This window comes from Larkinella humicola, from assembly GCF_008727875.1.
Lineage (GTDB): Bacteria > Bacteroidota > Bacteroidia > Cytophagales > Spirosomataceae > Larkinella > Larkinella humicola.
Genome location: NZ_VTWS01000006.1, coordinates 375,779 through 392,005 on the forward strand (window position 1 = coordinate 375,779; position 16,227 = coordinate 392,005).

At 55.6% G+C, this 16,227-nt stretch carries 12 protein-coding genes; all 12 read left to right on the forward strand.

Annotation, left to right across the window (positions count from 1 at the left end; genetic code table 11):
• Positions 1 to 7 precede the first annotated feature (7 nt).
• The 12 genes from F0P93_RS23105 (at position 8) to F0P93_RS23160 (ending at position 16,208) form a co-directional block, all read left to right on the forward strand.
• Positions 8 to 706 carry an SGNH/GDSL hydrolase family protein gene (locus tag F0P93_RS23105; protein WP_150880100.1) on the forward strand — a complete coding sequence of 233 codons (699 nt, stop codon included), beginning with the start codon at positions 8 to 10 and terminating at the stop codon, positions 704 to 706.
• Positions 703 to 3,516 (forward strand): GH39 family glycosyl hydrolase, encoded by a 2,814-nt coding sequence (locus F0P93_RS23110; protein ID WP_150880101.1) that lies wholly within the window; start codon positions 703 to 705, stop codon positions 3,514 to 3,516. The genes F0P93_RS23105 and F0P93_RS23110 overlap by 4 nt, the downstream gene beginning before the upstream one ends.
• Before the next feature lie 13 nt (positions 3,517 to 3,529).
• Complete coding sequence (locus tag F0P93_RS23115) at positions 3,530 to 4,456, forward strand: alpha/beta hydrolase (protein WP_150880102.1); 927 nt, start codon at positions 3,530 to 3,532, stop codon at positions 4,454 to 4,456.
• An 11-nt stretch (positions 4,457 to 4,467) separates the two neighbouring features.
• Positions 4,468 to 5,661: a hypothetical protein gene (locus F0P93_RS23120; RefSeq protein ID WP_150880103.1), complete on the forward strand. Its 1,194-nt coding sequence runs from the start codon at positions 4,468 to 4,470 to the stop codon at positions 5,659 to 5,661.
• A gap of 18 nt (positions 5,662 to 5,679) precedes the next feature.
• Entirely contained in the window at positions 5,680 to 7,185 is a 1,506-nt protein-coding gene (locus F0P93_RS23125; protein ID WP_150880104.1) for a GH39 family glycosyl hydrolase, read from the forward strand.
• A 116-nt stretch (positions 7,186 to 7,301) separates the two neighbouring features.
• A complete protein-coding gene (locus tag F0P93_RS23130) occupies positions 7,302 to 8,942 on the forward strand; it encodes a glycoside hydrolase family 28 protein (protein ID WP_191908896.1) in 1,641 nt (546 codons plus the stop codon).
• A gap of 23 nt (positions 8,943 to 8,965) precedes the next feature.
• Entirely contained in the window at positions 8,966 to 10,477 is a 1,512-nt protein-coding gene (locus F0P93_RS23135) for a glycoside hydrolase family 28 protein (RefSeq protein WP_150880106.1), read from the forward strand.
• A 2-nt stretch (positions 10,478 to 10,479) separates the two neighbouring features.
• Entirely contained in the window at positions 10,480 to 12,219 is a 1,740-nt protein-coding gene (locus tag F0P93_RS23140; RefSeq protein ID WP_150880107.1) for a sodium:solute symporter family protein, read from the forward strand.
• 102 nt (positions 12,220 to 12,321) lie between these two features.
• Positions 12,322 to 13,023: an SDR family oxidoreductase gene (locus F0P93_RS23145; RefSeq protein ID WP_150880108.1), complete on the forward strand. Its 702-nt coding sequence runs from the start codon at positions 12,322 to 12,324 to the stop codon at positions 13,021 to 13,023.
• Positions 13,020 to 13,727 (forward strand): RraA family protein, encoded by a 708-nt coding sequence (locus tag F0P93_RS23150; protein ID WP_150880109.1) that lies wholly within the window; start codon positions 13,020 to 13,022, stop codon positions 13,725 to 13,727. The genes F0P93_RS23145 and F0P93_RS23150 overlap by 4 nt, the downstream gene beginning before the upstream one ends.
• Positions 13,727 to 15,823 (forward strand): heparinase II/III domain-containing protein, encoded by a 2,097-nt coding sequence (locus F0P93_RS23155; RefSeq protein WP_150880110.1) that lies wholly within the window; start codon positions 13,727 to 13,729, stop codon positions 15,821 to 15,823. The genes F0P93_RS23150 and F0P93_RS23155 overlap by 1 nt, the downstream gene beginning before the upstream one ends.
• Positions 15,816 to 16,208 carry a VOC family protein gene (locus F0P93_RS23160; RefSeq protein WP_150880111.1) on the forward strand — a complete coding sequence of 131 codons (393 nt, stop codon included), beginning with the start codon at positions 15,816 to 15,818 and terminating at the stop codon, positions 16,206 to 16,208. Before F0P93_RS23155 ends, F0P93_RS23160 begins: the two co-directional genes overlap by 8 nt.
• The last annotated feature ends 19 nt before the right edge of the window (positions 16,209 to 16,227 follow it).

The following is a 16,227-nucleotide window of genomic DNA, read 5'->3' on the forward strand; positions in this document are numbered from 1 at the left end:
GTAAAACATGAAAAAAAGAACCGGTATAGTGGGTCTTCTAGTGATTTGGCTGCTGATTAATGCCGTACAACCCCTGCCGAAACTGTACGTCATCGGCGACAGCATTTCGATGCGGTATGGTCCGTTTCTGGAAAAATACGTTCAGGGCGTTTGGCAATACGACCGGAAAAGCGACGACGGACAGGCGGCTAAAAATCTGGATGTGCCGGTGGGCGCCAACGGGGGCGATTCGCGCATGGTGCTCGAATACCTGAAACTGAAAGCCCCCGACAAAACCTTCCAACCGGATGTGCTGCTCCTGAACTGCGGTTTGCACGACATCAAACGACTCCCGGAAACCAATGCCATTCAGGTTGATTCGGCCAGTTACCGGAAAAATCTGGAAGCCATTTACCAACTCCTGAAAAAACGCAACATCCGGCTGGTCTGGATGCGGACCACCTCCGTGGAAGACGAACGGCACAACACCCGCTCGAAAGCCTTCAAACGGTACGCCCGCGATCTGGATGACTACAACCGCATTGCCGACGAGGTGATGCAGAAACACGCCGTTCCGGTCATCGACCTGTACACCTTCACGCGAAGTTTGGGTAGTGAGCATTTTGTCGATCACGTGCATTACGACGACTCGGCGATGCAGTTACAGGCCGCTTACATTGCCGGTTATTTACAGGCCAACCGTTCCCTAATCCTGAAAAGAAAATGAAATTCCTAACCCCTTTCCTTCTGTCAATCAGCCTGTTTTCGATTGGGCAACCAACGGCATCGGCCCAAAATCCGGCACCCGGCCTAACGGTTTCAGAGCCAAAAGGTTTCCGGGAAGTGGCGCAGCTTCGGCTGCGTTCCACGAAAGAAATCAAGTCGTCGACCTGGTCCATCGGGGGCGAAACCCTCGACCGCGATTATACCGACTACCAATCGTACCGGCACTACCTCGGGCCACTGGGGGCCAAGCGAATCCGGTTGCAGGGCGGCTGGTCGAAGTGCGAAAAAGTGAAGGGGCAGTACGATTTTGCCTGGCTCGACGCCGTCATTCCGGATGCCTATTCGCGCGGGGTATCGCCCTGGGTAGAACTATCGTACGGCAATCCGATTTATCCCGGTGGTGGCGAACCCAAACTGGGCGGGCGGATTCCTACCTCGGAGGAAGCGTTAGTGGCCTGGGACAACTGGGTTCGGGCGATGGTAAACCGCTATAAAAACCAGGTGACGGAGTGGGAAATCTGGAACGAACCCGACCTCAACAAGCTGAATACCGGCGAGGAAGTAGCTGTTTTCTACATCCGCACCGCCAAACTGGTGAAGGCCATACAGCCCAACGCCAAATTGATTGCCCTTGGCGTCGCCGGAGTTCCGGCAACGGCCTTCATGCGCCCGTTCCTCGATCATTTGAAGAAGGAAAACGCACTGGATCTGGTCGATATTCTGACCTACCACGGCTACGCGCCAAACCCCGACACCTCGTATCCGAAAATTGAGGAAATGCGTAAAATGGTCTGGAGTTACAATCCAAAAATCACCTTCATGCAGGGCGAAAACGGGGCACCTTCAACCGCCAGTGCGGTCACGATCGGGGCTTTGCGGCAATACGACTGGACCGAACTGAGCCAGGCCAAATGGGATTTGCGCCGGATGCTGGCCGACCACGGACGCGGCATTGCCACCAACCTCTTCACGATCAGCGACATCCACTATGCCGCCGGTGACCACATGACGGGCGTCAACACGAAAGGTTTGCTAAAAACCAACCCTGACAAAACCATCGAACGTCCAAAAATGGCCTACAAAGCCGCCCAGCACGTTTTTTCAACCTTTGACGATCAGTTAGAATTGCTCGATCAGGCCAAACCAAGTGTCAGCCAGTCCACGGTTTCGGCGTTTCAATACCGCCAGCGGAAAAACAGCGGGAGCCTCGTCACGCTCTGGAGCGCCGAAGCCCGACCCGCCGAAACCTATGAACCAAAACCTACCGATGTGACCATCAAGGGGAAATTTGACCAACCGGTTTTTGTCGACCTCGTATCTGGTAAAGTATACGAAATTCCGAAAAACCAGTGGAAAAAATCGGGCGATAGCTACACGTTTACGGCCATTCCGGTGCCGGATTATCCGGTTTTGATTGCCGAAAAAACCGCCCTGCATTTGCTAACGCCCACCGGACAATCGGCCAATCCATCGTTCAAATTCCTGGGAAAAATTGCACCCAAAAATTCACGTAATATTCAATCGTCAAACTGGTCGGTGGGTGCCGAATACATGGATCGGGATTATACGGTTTATGCGAACTGGAAAGACTATTTAGGCAAACTCGGCGTCAAAAAAGCCCGCATTCAATCGGGCTGGGCAAAGTGTGAAAAAGTGAAAGCGGAGGGCCGCCCCGGGCAGTACGATTTTGCGTGGCTCGATGAAATTGTTTTCGACATGGTGAAACAGGGCGTGACGCCCTGGATCGATCTGTGTTACGGCAATCCGCTGTATTCGGGCGGTGGCGGAACCACACTGAATGCCGCCATTCCGTTTTCGGGTGAAGCCCTGGCAGGCTGGAAAAATTATGTAGCCGCTGTCGTGGCCCGGTATAGCGACAAAGTAACGGAATGGGAAATCTGGAACGAACCGAATTACAAAATTTCCATTCCCGATTACGCCGATTTTTTCATTACGACCGCCGAAACCGTTCGATCAGTGCAGCCTAAGGCCCAAATCATTGCCTTCGCGCTGGGCAGTGGCGTCGATTACAAATTTGCAGATAATGTCTTGAAAATTATTCAGGAGAAAGGAAAACTGGGTTTAGTCAACCAAATCAGCCACCACCGGCACATTCCGAACCCCGACAACCGGGATGCGGAAGTGGAACTGGAGAAAGTGGTCGCCAACTACAGCCCCGCCATTCGCATTCGGCAGGGCGAAGCGGGTTGCCCGTCGGAATGGAACAACAATTTTGCGCTGAACAAGTACCCGTGGACGGAATTGACGCAATCGAAGCACATTCTGCGCCGGTTGCTAACCGATCTGGGCCACGACAAGGAGTCGTGCTGCTTCACGATCATGGACGCCAAAACGCCCCAGGAATGGAATCACAAAGGGCTGCTGAAAGCGAACGAAGACCTGACCGTGGCCTACGCCAAACCGGCGTATTACGCGTTTCAAAATCTGATTTCCGTCTTCGACGATAAGCTGGAACGGCTCGAAACGTATCCGTATTCCGTAAAAAAAGACGATAACAGCACGCTTTCGCTGTATTCGTATGCCGATAAAGCCAATCAGCTTCAGGCCGTCACGGTCTGGATAAAAGACAACGTTCCTTCCGATAACAACGAGCAAACCTTGTGTGATTTTACCTTCGCCAACGCCCGTTTTAAAAACCCGGTTTGGGTGGATCTCATCGCCGGAACGGTGTACGAAATTCCGAAAGAAAACTGGTCGAAAAAAGAGAACCTGTTCCGGCAAATTCCGCTGTACGATTCGCCCATTCTGATTGCGGACAAATCGTTGATTAATCTGTCGGTCAACCCATAAAAAAGGCTGAACCATGAACGTCCAACGCACCCCGATCCGAATCGCCGGTTTGCTCCTCGCAGGTTTCCTGTTGAGCCAACCCGGCGTGGCCCAGCCGGAGCCGGAAGTGCCTTTGTACACGGCTGTCCTTCCAAACTCGGTGACCAGTTCACAGCCGGAACGCCGAACTTACAACGCATCACAGCAGCTAACGGCGATTTCGAACATCATCACGCCCCGCCTGCTCGTATTCAAACCTGCTACGCCGAACGGAACCGGGGTCATTATCTGCCCGGGTGGCGGCTACCGCAATCTGAATATCGAAAACGTGCGATTCATCGCGCACCGGTTGAATCAACAGGGCATAACGGTTTTTGGGCTCCTTTATCGTCTGCCCGCCGACGGGTTGATGCCGGATCGGAAGGTTGGGATTTTGCAGGATGCCCAACAGGCGCTCCGGCTGGTTCGCCAGCGCGCAACCGGCTGGGGACTTCGACCAAACCGACTCGGCTTGTGGGGTTCGTCGGCCGGTGGACATCTGGCGGCTATGACAGCGACCCATTTTACGACGGCCTTTGAACCTGGAAAAGACACCACCGGCCTGCGTCCCGATTTTCTGGTGCTGGCCTGGCCCGTCGTCAGTTTCCAGCCCGACATCGCCCACAGCGGTTCGGTGAAAAACCTGCTGGGTGAGCAGCCAACGACCCAGCAACGGGCGGACAATTCGCCGGAAGAGCACGTGACGGTCCTGACGCCACCCACCTTTCTGGTTCATGCCGGTGACGACGCCACGGTTTCGTTCGCCAACAGCATCCGGTTTTATCAGGCCCTGAAAAAGGCGAACGTACCCGCCGAGTTGCATCTCTATGAAAAAGGCGGACACGGTTTTGGCATCAAACCGGACGTCACCGACTCCTGGATGACGCAACTGGAAATCTGGCTCCGCAATCGCGGTTTTTAAAACGCTCCTGAATGACAAATCTGAAGTACCAAAAAGAGACCAACGAGAAAATCATGGAAACACCAGGCTATCAACGGATGAAACAATCGGCACTGCGTTTTGTCGATGCCATGAAAATCGGCGACACGCCGGGCGTGTACCGCAAGGAACGGGGCGAAGGTGAAAGTTTTTACGGCTCCTACCATGCCGCCCACGTCCTCGACCTGTTCGGCGAATTGCAAAATCGCCCGGCGGCTGACCTCGACACCTGGGCCGAACAATTCCAGGGTCGCCAAACCGAACAGGGGTATTTTTCGGGGAAACCCGCCGAGTTCGGGCGCATCCGGACGCTGGACGAACTGGAACCGGTCTGGCACTACACGCGCGGTAACATTTGGGCCTTGCGGATGCTCAACCGTCAACCCGAACGCGAACTGCGGTTTCTGGCCCCCCTGCTCGACGCCGACCGGCTGTATCGCTGGGTGAAACATTACGACTGGCGCAATTCGTGGGCGGCTGGAAATCAGGTACTGGCAGCCGCGACGGCTCTGTTTGCGCTGCGCGATTGGTTCGGCGCGTCGGAAGTGGATTCGTTGATGGAAAAGGCGGTTTTTCCGGCCCTGGAAGAATTGCAGGACCCGAAAACCGGCTACTGGGGAACGCAACTGGGCGCCGATCCGGCCAATGGGTTGTTCGGAACCATTCACGTCGTCCCGATCTATTTTGCCCTGGGCTGGCCGCTGCGCCACCTCGAACGCTCCGTCGATTCGACCCTGGCGTGTCAATTGCCCGACGGCTCGTTCTGGCCCGGCGGCTCCGACTGCCCGGATTTCGACGGAGCCTATCAACTGGTGAACCTGATGGCCCTGACCGACTACCGGCGCGACGACGTTGAAGCCGCCTGCCGACGGTATCTGGCTCACGCGCTGCAGCACGAAAGCGCCGACGGTGTCGGCTGGCTGTTGCACCGCCGGGACAGCAAGCCCGCCGACTGGGTGCCGCGCCCGCACTGGATCTGGAAAGAAGGCGAAACCACAGCCTCGGCAGAACTGCGGGATGAAGACCCGAACCGTACGCACATCATGCTGGGGTCCTGGTTTTATCCGCTTTCGATTGCGTTGGCCAGTCATTTCCTCGGCGATACCGGATACGAAGGCCCCTATCATTTCAACAGCCATTCGCTGCACGTCTGCAATGTGTTCAATGAGCCGTTGCGTTATTCCTAAACCCTGAAACCCAACCTAATGATGGAAAATAACCGCCGGGATTTCCTGAAAACACTATCCATCCTGCCGTTTACAACGTCTTTAAAAATGGATTCAGAACCGGTTGCTGTGGTTTCTGAATCCGCCAATCCACTGAAAAAAATTGGCTCGGTTCGGCTCAAAAAACCGTCCGAAATCAAGCTTTCGCCGTTCGGAATTGGCTGCGAAACGCTGGACCGAGACTTGTGGAAACCGAAAGAAGTGTATCCGTGGATCGACAACCTGCCGGTGAAATGGGGACGTTTACAAACCGGCTGGGGCCGCGTCGAACGCGAAAAAGGGAAGTACGACTGGGCCTGGCTCGACGAAAGTGTCGATGGGTTGGTCAGCCGGGGGGTGAAGCCGTTTTTCAATGTTGGCTACGGCAATACCAATTATACGACCGGCGAGGTGGGCCATCATCCGCTGGACGTTCCGGTGGCAAACGAAGCCTGGAAACGGTACGTAACCGCCCTGACCAAACGCTACAAGGACAAAATCAAGCATTACGAAATCTGGAACGAGCCCAATCTGGGAGGATTCTGGGCACCCGATAAACCCAATGCCAAGAAATACGTACAACTGGTCCGGGAAACCGCGCCGATTATCCGGAAAAACTGCCCCGATGCCGTTATTGTCGGCGGGGTGGTTTCGCGCATGCCCGCCAAATTCATTCGGGAGCTTTTTGAAGCCGGGCTTGCCGATCTGATCGATATTTTTTCCTTCCATCCCTACACGACCATTCCCGAAAGTTACTCGGAGCGGACGCTGGCCTTGCGCAAACTGATCGATCACTACAACCCCAAAATCAAGATCTGGCAGGGCGAAAACGGTTTCCCGTCCGACTCCAACAGCACCGGTTTTTCGGGTGAAGGGCCGTGGACGGAAGCTATTCAGGCCAAAATCATGCTCCGCCGATTGCTGACCGATTGCTCGCTGGATCTGCCGATGACTTTGTGGTTTCTCATTGTCGATCTGCACGATTATCCGAAGGGTTCCGGCAAAGTGAATTACAAGGGGATTTTGCGGCAAAAACCGGAAATCAAACCCAAGATCGCCTATAAAGCCCTGCAACATTTGGGGAGTCTGGTTCACGGTGATGTCCATACCCGCGGCTCCATCGTTCATGCGGTGTCTGGTAAAGAGCCGGTTGCGGAGAAAGACTACCAGCTTTTTGGCGATGGGATCAAAAAAAGCCTGGCAGGAATCTGTTCGACGGTTTTGAATACCGACAACGGCCCGGTGCTGGCCTACTGGTCGGGCGAGAAAGCCGCCGACAGCAAGCCCGCCGAGAGCATCCACCTCTACCACTGGGACTGGGAAGGTCCGGGGTTTGCGGATCCGGTTTTGGTAGACTTGCTCTCGGGCGACATTCTCGAATTAACGGGGCAGGAAAAGCTTTTCGACAACGACAAGTACCGCGTCGGATCGGAAGCCCAGCTTTTCCGGCAACTGCCTTTGCAGGATTATCCGATGTTGATTATGGAAAAAAGTAAAGTGGTGTAAAGGCCCCTAATCCCCTAAAGGGGACTTGGACACGACTAATCCGGAGTTGAAAAGTCCGGCAGCAGCCGACCGTCCTCTAGGAGATTTAGGGGCACAATCCGAAACTGGCAGAAATGATGAATCAAGTTCCAACGTTATTTTTTTACGTGCTGCTTCTTGTGGCAACTGCCGGTTTGGCCCAAAAACCGCCCGGGGTGTGGGATGTTTTCGACACGGGTGCGAAAGGTGATGGCAAAACAATGGACACCAAAGCCATCCAGACCGCCATCGATCGCTGCCACGCAGCCGGGGGTGGCAAGGTGTATTTGCACAACGGGCGGTTTCTGTCCGGAACGATCTATCTGAAAAGCCAGGTAACGCTCTACCTCGAAGCCGGAGCGGTTTTATTGGGCAGCGAAAAGGCATCCGATTACCCGGATCAGACGTCAGAATACCCCACCTACGACGAACATCCGCTGACCAGCAAAGCATTTATTTACGCCGAAAACAGCCAAAATGTGACGATTGAAGGGCGCGGAACCATCGACGGCCGGGGTGATTTGATCGACAACCGCAAGCTGACCGATCCATATGTACGGCCCTCGTTCAAATACCGTCCCCGCATTCTCCACCTGCGCGGCTGCGAAAATGTTCAGGTCAGAAGCCTGACGCTGCGCAATGCAGCCTCCTGGTTGCAAACCTATCAGGCCTGTAAAAACCTGGTCATCGATGGGATTACCGTTGACACCCGGGAGAACAAGGATGTCGAGAATCCGAATCGGGAACACGCCGTTCGCCACCGCAACACGGACGGGCTGGACGTGGTCGATTGCGAGCAGGTTCGCATTGCCAACTGTACCATCAGCAGTGGCGACGACGGAATTTGCCTCAAGAGTTTTTCGCCGGACCGCGGCTGCCGGAACATTACCATTACCAATTGCATCGTCAGTTGCGGAGCCAGCGGGATCAAAATCGGGACCGAAACCGCCGGGGCTTTCGAGGACATTACGATCCAGAACTGCACGGTTTTCGACACCTTTGGCGAAGGAATTGCCATCATGACCGTCGATGGGGCGCGGATCGAACGGGTCACGATTTCGAACATTACGCTGCGAAATATCAAACGCTCGGCGCTGTTTATCCGGCTCAATACCCGCAATAAGCAATTCGGCCAACCGGGACCGGTCAACAAACCAATCCTGAAAGACATCATCATCGAGAACATTCAGGGGACACGGCTTGCGTCGCTGGGCTGTTCGATCACCGGCCTGGCCGACTATCCGCTGGAAAACGTGCTGATCCGAACGATCCATTTTGAATTCGAGGGCGGAATTACGGACGTAAAACCGGGCGCTTTGGTGCCGGAAAAGGCCGATGCCTATCCGGTCGGAACGATGTTTGGCCCTGCCTTGCCCGCGTACGGTTTTTACGTTCGACACGTCAAAAACAGTACGTTCGACCAGATTCATCTGCGTTTTGCCCAACCGGATTACCGGCCTGCCTTGGTGATCGACAGCGCGGAAGAGGTGGAAATTCGGGGACTGAAAGCGCAAACTGTGGCCCGGACTCCGGAATTGATCCGTCTGGTCAATGCCCGAAAAGTCACCATTGCCAACTCCCGGCTCACAGCACCGGTCGGTTCTTTCCTATCGGTGTATGGCGATCAATCAGCCGCTATTGTCCTGACCGATAACCAGTTGGGTGAAGCAAAACAAGCCTATAGTTTTGAAAAACCGGCCTTGAAAGCCGCCCTGAAAGAATACGGAACGATTCAGTGATTTCCCAAAACAGATTACACACGATGCCTGGCTTCTTCAAAATCATTTTGCTCTGCCTGACGTTCGCAACGGCCGGTTTTCCCCAGAAAACCACTGGCGTTTGGGATGTTGTGGCGTTTGGTGCGAAAGGCGACGGCAAAACGATGAATACGAAAGCCATCCAAACCGCCATCGACCGCTGCCACGCGGCCGGGGGCGGCAAGGTGTATTTGCACAACGGGCAGTTTCTGTCCGGAACGATTTACCTGAAAAGCCACGTGACGCTCTACGTCGAAGCCGGGGCGGTTTTACTGGGGAGTGCCAACGTGAACGATTACCCCAGCACGGCGTCGAAATACCCGGCGTATGGCGGTGAGCTGGTGACCGAAAAGATGTTCATTTACGCCGAAGACGCCCGGAATATTTCCATCGCGGGCCGGGGCACCATCGACGGGCGCGGGGACGATTTCAACGGCCCTTACCTCTCCCCTTCTTTCAGTGGCCGCCCGCGCATTCTGCACTTCCGGCATTGCGAGGATGTGCAGATTCGGGAGGTGACGCTGCGCAATTCGGGTTCGTGGGTGCAGTTCTACCAGTCCTGCAAAAACCTGGTGATCGACGGCATTACGGTCGATAGCCGCGAGAACAAAGACATTGAGAAATTCCGGCATGCCGATGCAAAAGGCCGCAACACCGACGGCATGGATCTGGTCGACTGCCAGCTCGTCCGGGTATCCAACTGCCTGATCAACAGCGGAGACGACGCCATTTGCCTCAAAAGTCTGTCGCCCAACGAAGGCTGCCGCGACATTACCATCACCAATTGCATCGTGAGTTCCAATGCCTCCGGCATCAAGATTGGCACCGAAACGAGCGGTTTTTTTGAAGACATTACGGTTCAGAACAGCACGGTTTTCGACACGCGGGTGGACGCCATCAGCCTCATGACGGTGGACGGCGCGCGCCTTGAACGCATCAACATTTCCAACATCTCGGTGCGCAACATCAAGGGAACAGCCATTTTCATCCGGCTGGGTGCCCGAAACCGCCCGTATCGGAAAAATGCCAAAATCAACACCGGAATCCTGAAAGATATTCTGATCGAGAATGTGCAGGGAACGCGCATTGGCGGTTACGGCTGTTCCATTACCGGCATTCCGGGTTCTCCGGTCGAAAACATTACGCTCAGGCAAATCCGGCTCACGTTCGACGGCAGCAACAAACCCCTGCTGGGCGACGATGACCGCCGACAACCGGTCGCCACCGAGCCCCCCGCTGTCAATGAGGTGGTTCCCGAAAAAGTCGAAGCGTATCCGCGTGGTGAAATGTTCGGACGGTTGCCAGCCTACGGTTTTTACATCCGGCACGGCAGAAACATTTCCCTCGAAAATCTTGCGCTCGATTACGTGGACGAAGAAAACCGCCCGGCCCTTGTCGCCGATGATGTCGATACGCTGGAAATCGTCGGCCTAAAAGCCAAAGCCAGCCCGAACGTGCCGGAATTAATGCAACTGAAAAACGTCAGAAACTCCCCTAACCTTCCTAAACCCAACTAACCGTGCAAACCCTCCAATCCTTAGACTATTGGGCCATTGCCATTTACATGCTGCTGATGGCGGGCATCGGGCTGTTTCTGGGCAAGTTTGTCAAGAACATCAGCGATTATTTCAAAGGCGGCAACGCCATTCCGTGGGTGTCGGGCGCCATCAGCAACTTCATGACCAAGTTCAGCACGTTCATTTTTGTGGCCTACGCCGGGATTGCGTATCAACACGGTTTTGTGGCCCTGACGCTGATCTGGAGTACGGTGTTGCCCGCGCTGGTCGGCGTTGCGATTTTTGCCAAACGCTGGCGTCGGGCGGGGGTGCTGACGCCCCTGGAATACCTCGAAACCCGGTTCAACGCGCCGGTTCGGCAGGTATTTTCGTGGATGGGCGTGTTCTTTAAAATCCTCGACAACATGGTGCGGTTGTATGCCCTCGGCCTGTTTGTCAAAGCCGCCACCTCGCTTTCGTTGGAAACCTCCATTCTGGTTTGCGGCATCATCGTCGCGCTGTACACGGTGGTCGGCGGCCTGTGGGCCGTCGTCGTGACGGATGTCGTTCAGTTCATCATCCTGATCGTGGCCACGCTGATCCTGGTACCGCTCACCATCCAGGCTGCCGGAGGATTATCCAACATGATGGCGACGATTCCAGACCATTTTACCTGGTTCAACGGCCCGAAAGGCATGCCGCTCTACCTGATGGTTTATTACCTCATGATTCTGGTGAAATACAGCGGCAACTGGACGTTCATTCAGCGGTTTTACAGCGTCCGCGACGAACGCGCCAGCCAGAAACAGGGGATGCTGACGGCGGTTTTCTTTTTCCTGTTTCCGATCATTTTCCTCTTCCCTTCGATTGCCGCCAAAGCCCTGATTCCCAACCTGGAAAACCCGGAAATGGCCTACGTCAGCGTCTGTCTGAAATTACTGCCGGAAGGCATCATGGGGCTGATGGTGGCCGCCATGTTTGCGGCCACCATGTCGGTTTTGAGTGGCGAATACAACGTGACGGCGGGCGTGCTGACCCGCGACATTTACCAGCGGCTCTTCAATCCCAAAGCCGCCGACAAAGAGATGCTCTGGGTCGGTCGGCTGATGACGGTGGTGCTGGGGTCACTCATCACGATTGGCGCGCTGTACGTCGGCGGTTTTGGCGGGGCATTTGAAGCCAATAAACTGTTTACGGGCCTGTTTGCCATTCCGATGACATTGCCCCTGGTGCTGGGCATTGTTCTGAAAAAACCGCAGCCGTGGGGGGCGTTTGCCACGCTAATTGTGGGAATGGGACTGGGGTTGATCTTGAACGCCATGCCGCAGGTTTCGTGGGAGTGGGCGACGTTCATCGAGATTGTGGCCTGTGTACTGGTGTTCCTGCTGTCGGGCATCACCTCCGTTCAAACCGACGCGTACCGCCTTCGCGTGGAAGCCTTTTTCCGGCGATTAAATACCCCATTGACCGAAGCTGAAAAACCGCAGGAAAATCCGGCATTCATGCAGGTCATGAACCGCCTGTACGCCGTAGCCCTGACGGTAACCGGAAGCCTTTTTCTCGTGATGAGCCTGCCTTCCCTGTCCGAAACCAGCGGCCGGGTGGCCTGCGGTGCCGGTTTGCTGTGTCTGTTGCTGGCCCCGCTGATGTGGTACCGAACCCGGAATTTGCCGAATGCTGGTTCGGATTTGCAATCCGAACCCCTGTCTGTCGCGGATTTGAAATCCGCAGCCAAAGTCCATTCGGATTCCAAATCGAAATGAGCAAGCTAGCATCAAACGACGGGCGGATTTAAAATCCGCAACAGAAATTAAATTCATTCGGATTACAAATCCGCATGAGCAAACTAGACAAATCAACTGATTATGAATAACGTAAAAGACAAAACCATCTTTATCACCGGCGCATCGGGCGGCATTGGAAAAGCCACGGCACTGGAACTCCTCGAACAGGGAGCAAAAGTGTTCGACTTCAGCCGAACCCACCAGCTAGCCGACGAAATCAGTCACGAAAACCTGCGGTCGTTCAAAGGTGATGTCAGCCAGGAAGTCGATGTGCTGGCCGGTTTTGCGGCATGTACCGATGCCTTCGGCACCGTCGATGTGCTGATTAACAACGCCGGCATCGGGCTGCTTTCCACGGACCTTTCGACCACCGACCTCGACACCTACGAACAAATGATGAACACCAACGTTCGGGGTGTTTTTCTGTGCAACCGCGAAGCCCTGAAGGTGATGAAACCCAAAAAACAGGGCCACATCGTGACGGTTATTTCGATGGCGGGCTACCGGACCAATCCAAACGCACCGATCTACTGCGCTTCCAAATTCGGAGCGCGGGGTCTTAGCAGCGGACTGGCCGATCAGGTGCTGAAAGAAGGCATCAAAGTCACCGACGTCAACCCCGGCCCAACCGACAGCAACTACTGGGGCGACCGCAAAGTGGCCCGCGAAAAATTCCTGAACGTGGCGGATGTCGCCCGCGTCATCGTCTTCGTGCTGAACCAGCCGGACTACGTCGTCATTCGGGAAATCAATTTTGACAACATGAAATTTTTAGCAGGATGAACACCATCGAATCCAACGGACATAGCCCGGCAAAAACCGCGTCGATGTACCCCATCTCCATTGCCGAAATGCGGGAGCGGTATCTGAAACTCTATACCGGAGCCGTCAACGACGTACTACGGTTTCGCTACACCATGCAGGCCAGCAGTCTGCCCGCGCAGTTTGCGCCCTTGCGGGAAGAAATGAAGCTGGCCGGGCAGGCTTTCACCATCAAAGGCGGGCCCGACATTACGACCGACGGCGAAATGGAAACCCGCGCCGAAATGCTTGAAGCGCTGCACCAGGATTCGGTCGTCGTCTGGGATTGCACCGGCGACACCGTGACCTCGCAGTGGGGCGAAGTGATGACGATGGCGGCCATTCGCGCGGGGTGTCGGGGAGCCATCATCAACGGCATCCGGGACACGCAAGCCATTCTGGAACAGCACTTTCCGGTATTTTTCAAATACAAAGCAAATACCGGGATGCTGGGGCGGTTTCGCATGTATCATTACCAGAAACCGATCCTGATGGGTGAAGTCGTGGTGCAGCCCGGTGACTGGATTTTTGGCGACATCGACGGCGTTATTTCGGTTCCGCAGGCAATTGCCTACGATGTGTTGCTGGCAGCCGAGGACATTGTCCACAACGAGGTGAACATCAAGGAGATGGTCGAAAGCGGCATGCGACCGACGGAGGTGGTTCGTAACGGCGGCTATTTCTGATGGAAACCGTCGACACCTTGCGTCTGTTTTTGACCGACTCCGAAAAAGAAGCGATTCTGACCAGCACCGACGCAACGGTCAAGCGGTTTCGGAACGCGCTCGAACGGCGGGTCACCGAGCGATTGGCGACACCCGGTTTGCAAGCTGAAAACCCGGCACCTGGCCGGGCCTCGCTGGGATGGTGGTATCCGGCGGCTGAATACCTGTCCGACGCAGCCATGCAGTATGCCCTCACTCCTACCGACGAGCTGGCCAACTGGCTGCGGAGCGCGACGCTGTACATCGCCCGCCGTCCTGCCAGCGACTGGGTCGGCCCGTGGTTTCGGGATCATTCCCAGCCGTTTACGGGTCATCTGGAAACCGCTCACCTCTGTTGGGGCGTGTCGGCGGTGCTGGATCTGGCCGGAACGGTTTTCACCGAAGCGGAATGGGAAGAAGTGGGCGAAGCTTTGTCTGAGAAAGGCATCACTTTGTGCCGCCGGTGGTTGCAAAAAAACAATCACCTGGCCAACTGGCGGGGCATTCTGGCATCCGGGGCGCTGGTGGCTTCGGCTACTTTGGGTCGGGAAGACTGGCTCGACGAATTGACGCCCGCACTGGCGCAGATGGCGCACGCCTTTCAACCCGACGGTTCGTATGGCGAGTCGTTGCAATACGGAAACTACCTGGCGAATGCGCTGATGCTGGCCTACGAGTCGCTGGTTCGGAAGTACCCGGTTCACGCCCGGCAACTGGATATCGACGCCTATGGCCGGGGCATGAGTTGGCTGGCGCAGAGCATGTTGTATAGAAAACCGATGGCAAACTGGGGTGACGAACCCCGCGCCCGGGCCGTCAATTTCAATGATTCGGCGGCTTTGTTTCGGCCCTCAGGCGATTTACTGCTGCACGTCGCCGTCCGTTCCGACAATCCGGTACAGGCGGGTTTGGCGCGCTGGCTTTTTCAGGACTATTACGAACCCTGCCCGACGCAGGGACCGCACGATCTGGCCACGTTCGGTATGCGGAACGACTGGGGTTTTCTGACCCTGCCGCTATTGATTCCCCAAAGCCAACCCACCAGTCCGCAGAAAACCGGGTTGCCCCTGACAACCTCGTTCAGCAACGGTCATGCGTTTATGCGCGATGCCTGGGATGGCCGCACAGTCGTTGCCATCAACGGCGGTGGCGACGGTTTATACGGCCCCGGCCACCTGCACGGCGATCTGAACAGTTTCATTTTGGTTCATAACCGCGAACGGCTGTTGGTCGATCCGGGTCATAGCTGCTACCGAAACCTGATTCATGGGCTGGAAAGCAGTACGCAAACCCACAACACCTGTACCTTTCTGGTGGAAAGCGAATCGCTGGGTTTGCAGGAAGACCTCGCGAAAGCATCCCTGCTCGAACAGAAAAGTGTGCTGCCCCGTCGGTTGCTCGTCAACGGCATTCCCGGCCCACCCATCGACCGGGGCAACCGGCGACGGGTGGTGGAACGCGAGGGGCTGGTTTCCGTCATTAGCTCGGACGTTGGAAGTGCTTATGGCTCACCCATTCAACGGTTTACGCGGCTCTGGCTGCTGGCCGGTAGCCATGTTCTCTTCGTTGTGGACCGGATCGAAGCGACGCAACCCGTTACGACAGTCTGGAACTGGCTCGTCAACAACCGCGATGGAAAGGCCCAGGTAGACAGTCCGGGCAATGGCCTGACGGTTTGCCGGAATGATGCCGGCATGAAACTATTCCACACGGGGTCGGGCCGGTCGGGCCATCCGATCTATGGCTACGTTCACGATGCCTACCACGTCGAGCCCGATCAGCTGGGCGAAGGACGACCGGGAAGTGGTTTGCTGTACCGCTGGACTGAAACAAAACCAGCCCTGAAGCGAACCGTAGTTCATGCAATAGCCCTCGATGACGCTTTCCAACTGGATCAATGGCAGTTACAATCGAATGATGCGGCTTTTACGCTGACCAACGGACCGCAACACTGGACGCTCCGGATTCTGGACGAAACCGCCAGCCACCTTTCGCTGACTTCGGGACAGGGGCAACAGTGGACCATTCAGCAACACGATGAAATATATACCTTAACCCGACAATATCCACATGGCTAACCCTCTGAAAATTACGGGCATCGATCACCCCGGCGTAGCGGCCAACGATGTTGAACAACTGGCCGACTGGTATTGCGAGGTCTTTGGTTACGAAAAATGGTTTCGCCATGACAAGCCGGTCTGGATGCTCAAAGCGCCCGACGGTACATTGCTCGAAGTGATGCCTAAAGACGACACCGTCCGGCCTGAACGTACGACCTGGACACCCGGCTGGTCGCACCTGGCCCTGCGGGTTGCCAATCTGGAGGAAGCCATTGCTTTTTTAGATACCAAAAACGTTGTGTGGGGCGGATCGGTCATCAACGCCATCGGGGGCGGCAAAGTCCGCACGCTCTATGACCCCGACGGCAACATGCTCCAGATTCTGGAGCGAATGCGTAAATGACGCCAGCCGACTGGCATTC

What these genes read in the sequence shown, in the direction of transcription:
- F0P93_RS23150 (WP_150880109.1), top strand. Translation starts at nt 13,020, where the DNA reads ATGAACACCATCGAATCCAACGGACATAGCCCGGCAAAAACCGCGTCG.
- F0P93_RS23145 (WP_150880108.1), top strand. Translation starts at nt 12,322, where the DNA reads ATGAATAACGTAAAAGACAAAACCATCTTTATCACCGGCGCATCGGGC.
- F0P93_RS23120 (WP_150880103.1), top strand. Translation starts at nt 4,468, where the DNA reads ATGACAAATCTGAAGTACCAAAAAGAGACCAACGAGAAAATCATGGAA.
- F0P93_RS23135 (WP_150880106.1), top strand. Translation starts at nt 8,966, where the DNA reads ATGCCTGGCTTCTTCAAAATCATTTTGCTCTGCCTGACGTTCGCAACG.
- F0P93_RS23110 (WP_150880101.1), top strand. Translation starts at nt 703, where the DNA reads ATGAAATTCCTAACCCCTTTCCTTCTGTCAATCAGCCTGTTTTCGATT.
- F0P93_RS23115 (WP_150880102.1), top strand. Translation starts at nt 3,530, where the DNA reads ATGAACGTCCAACGCACCCCGATCCGAATCGCCGGTTTGCTCCTCGCA.
- F0P93_RS23160 (WP_150880111.1), top strand. Translation starts at nt 15,816, where the DNA reads ATGGCTAACCCTCTGAAAATTACGGGCATCGATCACCCCGGCGTAGCG.
- F0P93_RS23125 (WP_150880104.1), top strand. Translation starts at nt 5,680, where the DNA reads ATGATGGAAAATAACCGCCGGGATTTCCTGAAAACACTATCCATCCTG.
- F0P93_RS23155 (WP_150880110.1), top strand. Translation starts at nt 13,727, where the DNA reads ATGGAAACCGTCGACACCTTGCGTCTGTTTTTGACCGACTCCGAAAAA.
- F0P93_RS23105 (WP_150880100.1), top strand. Translation starts at nt 8, where the DNA reads ATGAAAAAAAGAACCGGTATAGTGGGTCTTCTAGTGATTTGGCTGCTG.
- F0P93_RS23130 (WP_191908896.1), top strand. Translation starts at nt 7,302, where the DNA reads ATGAATCAAGTTCCAACGTTATTTTTTTACGTGCTGCTTCTTGTGGCA.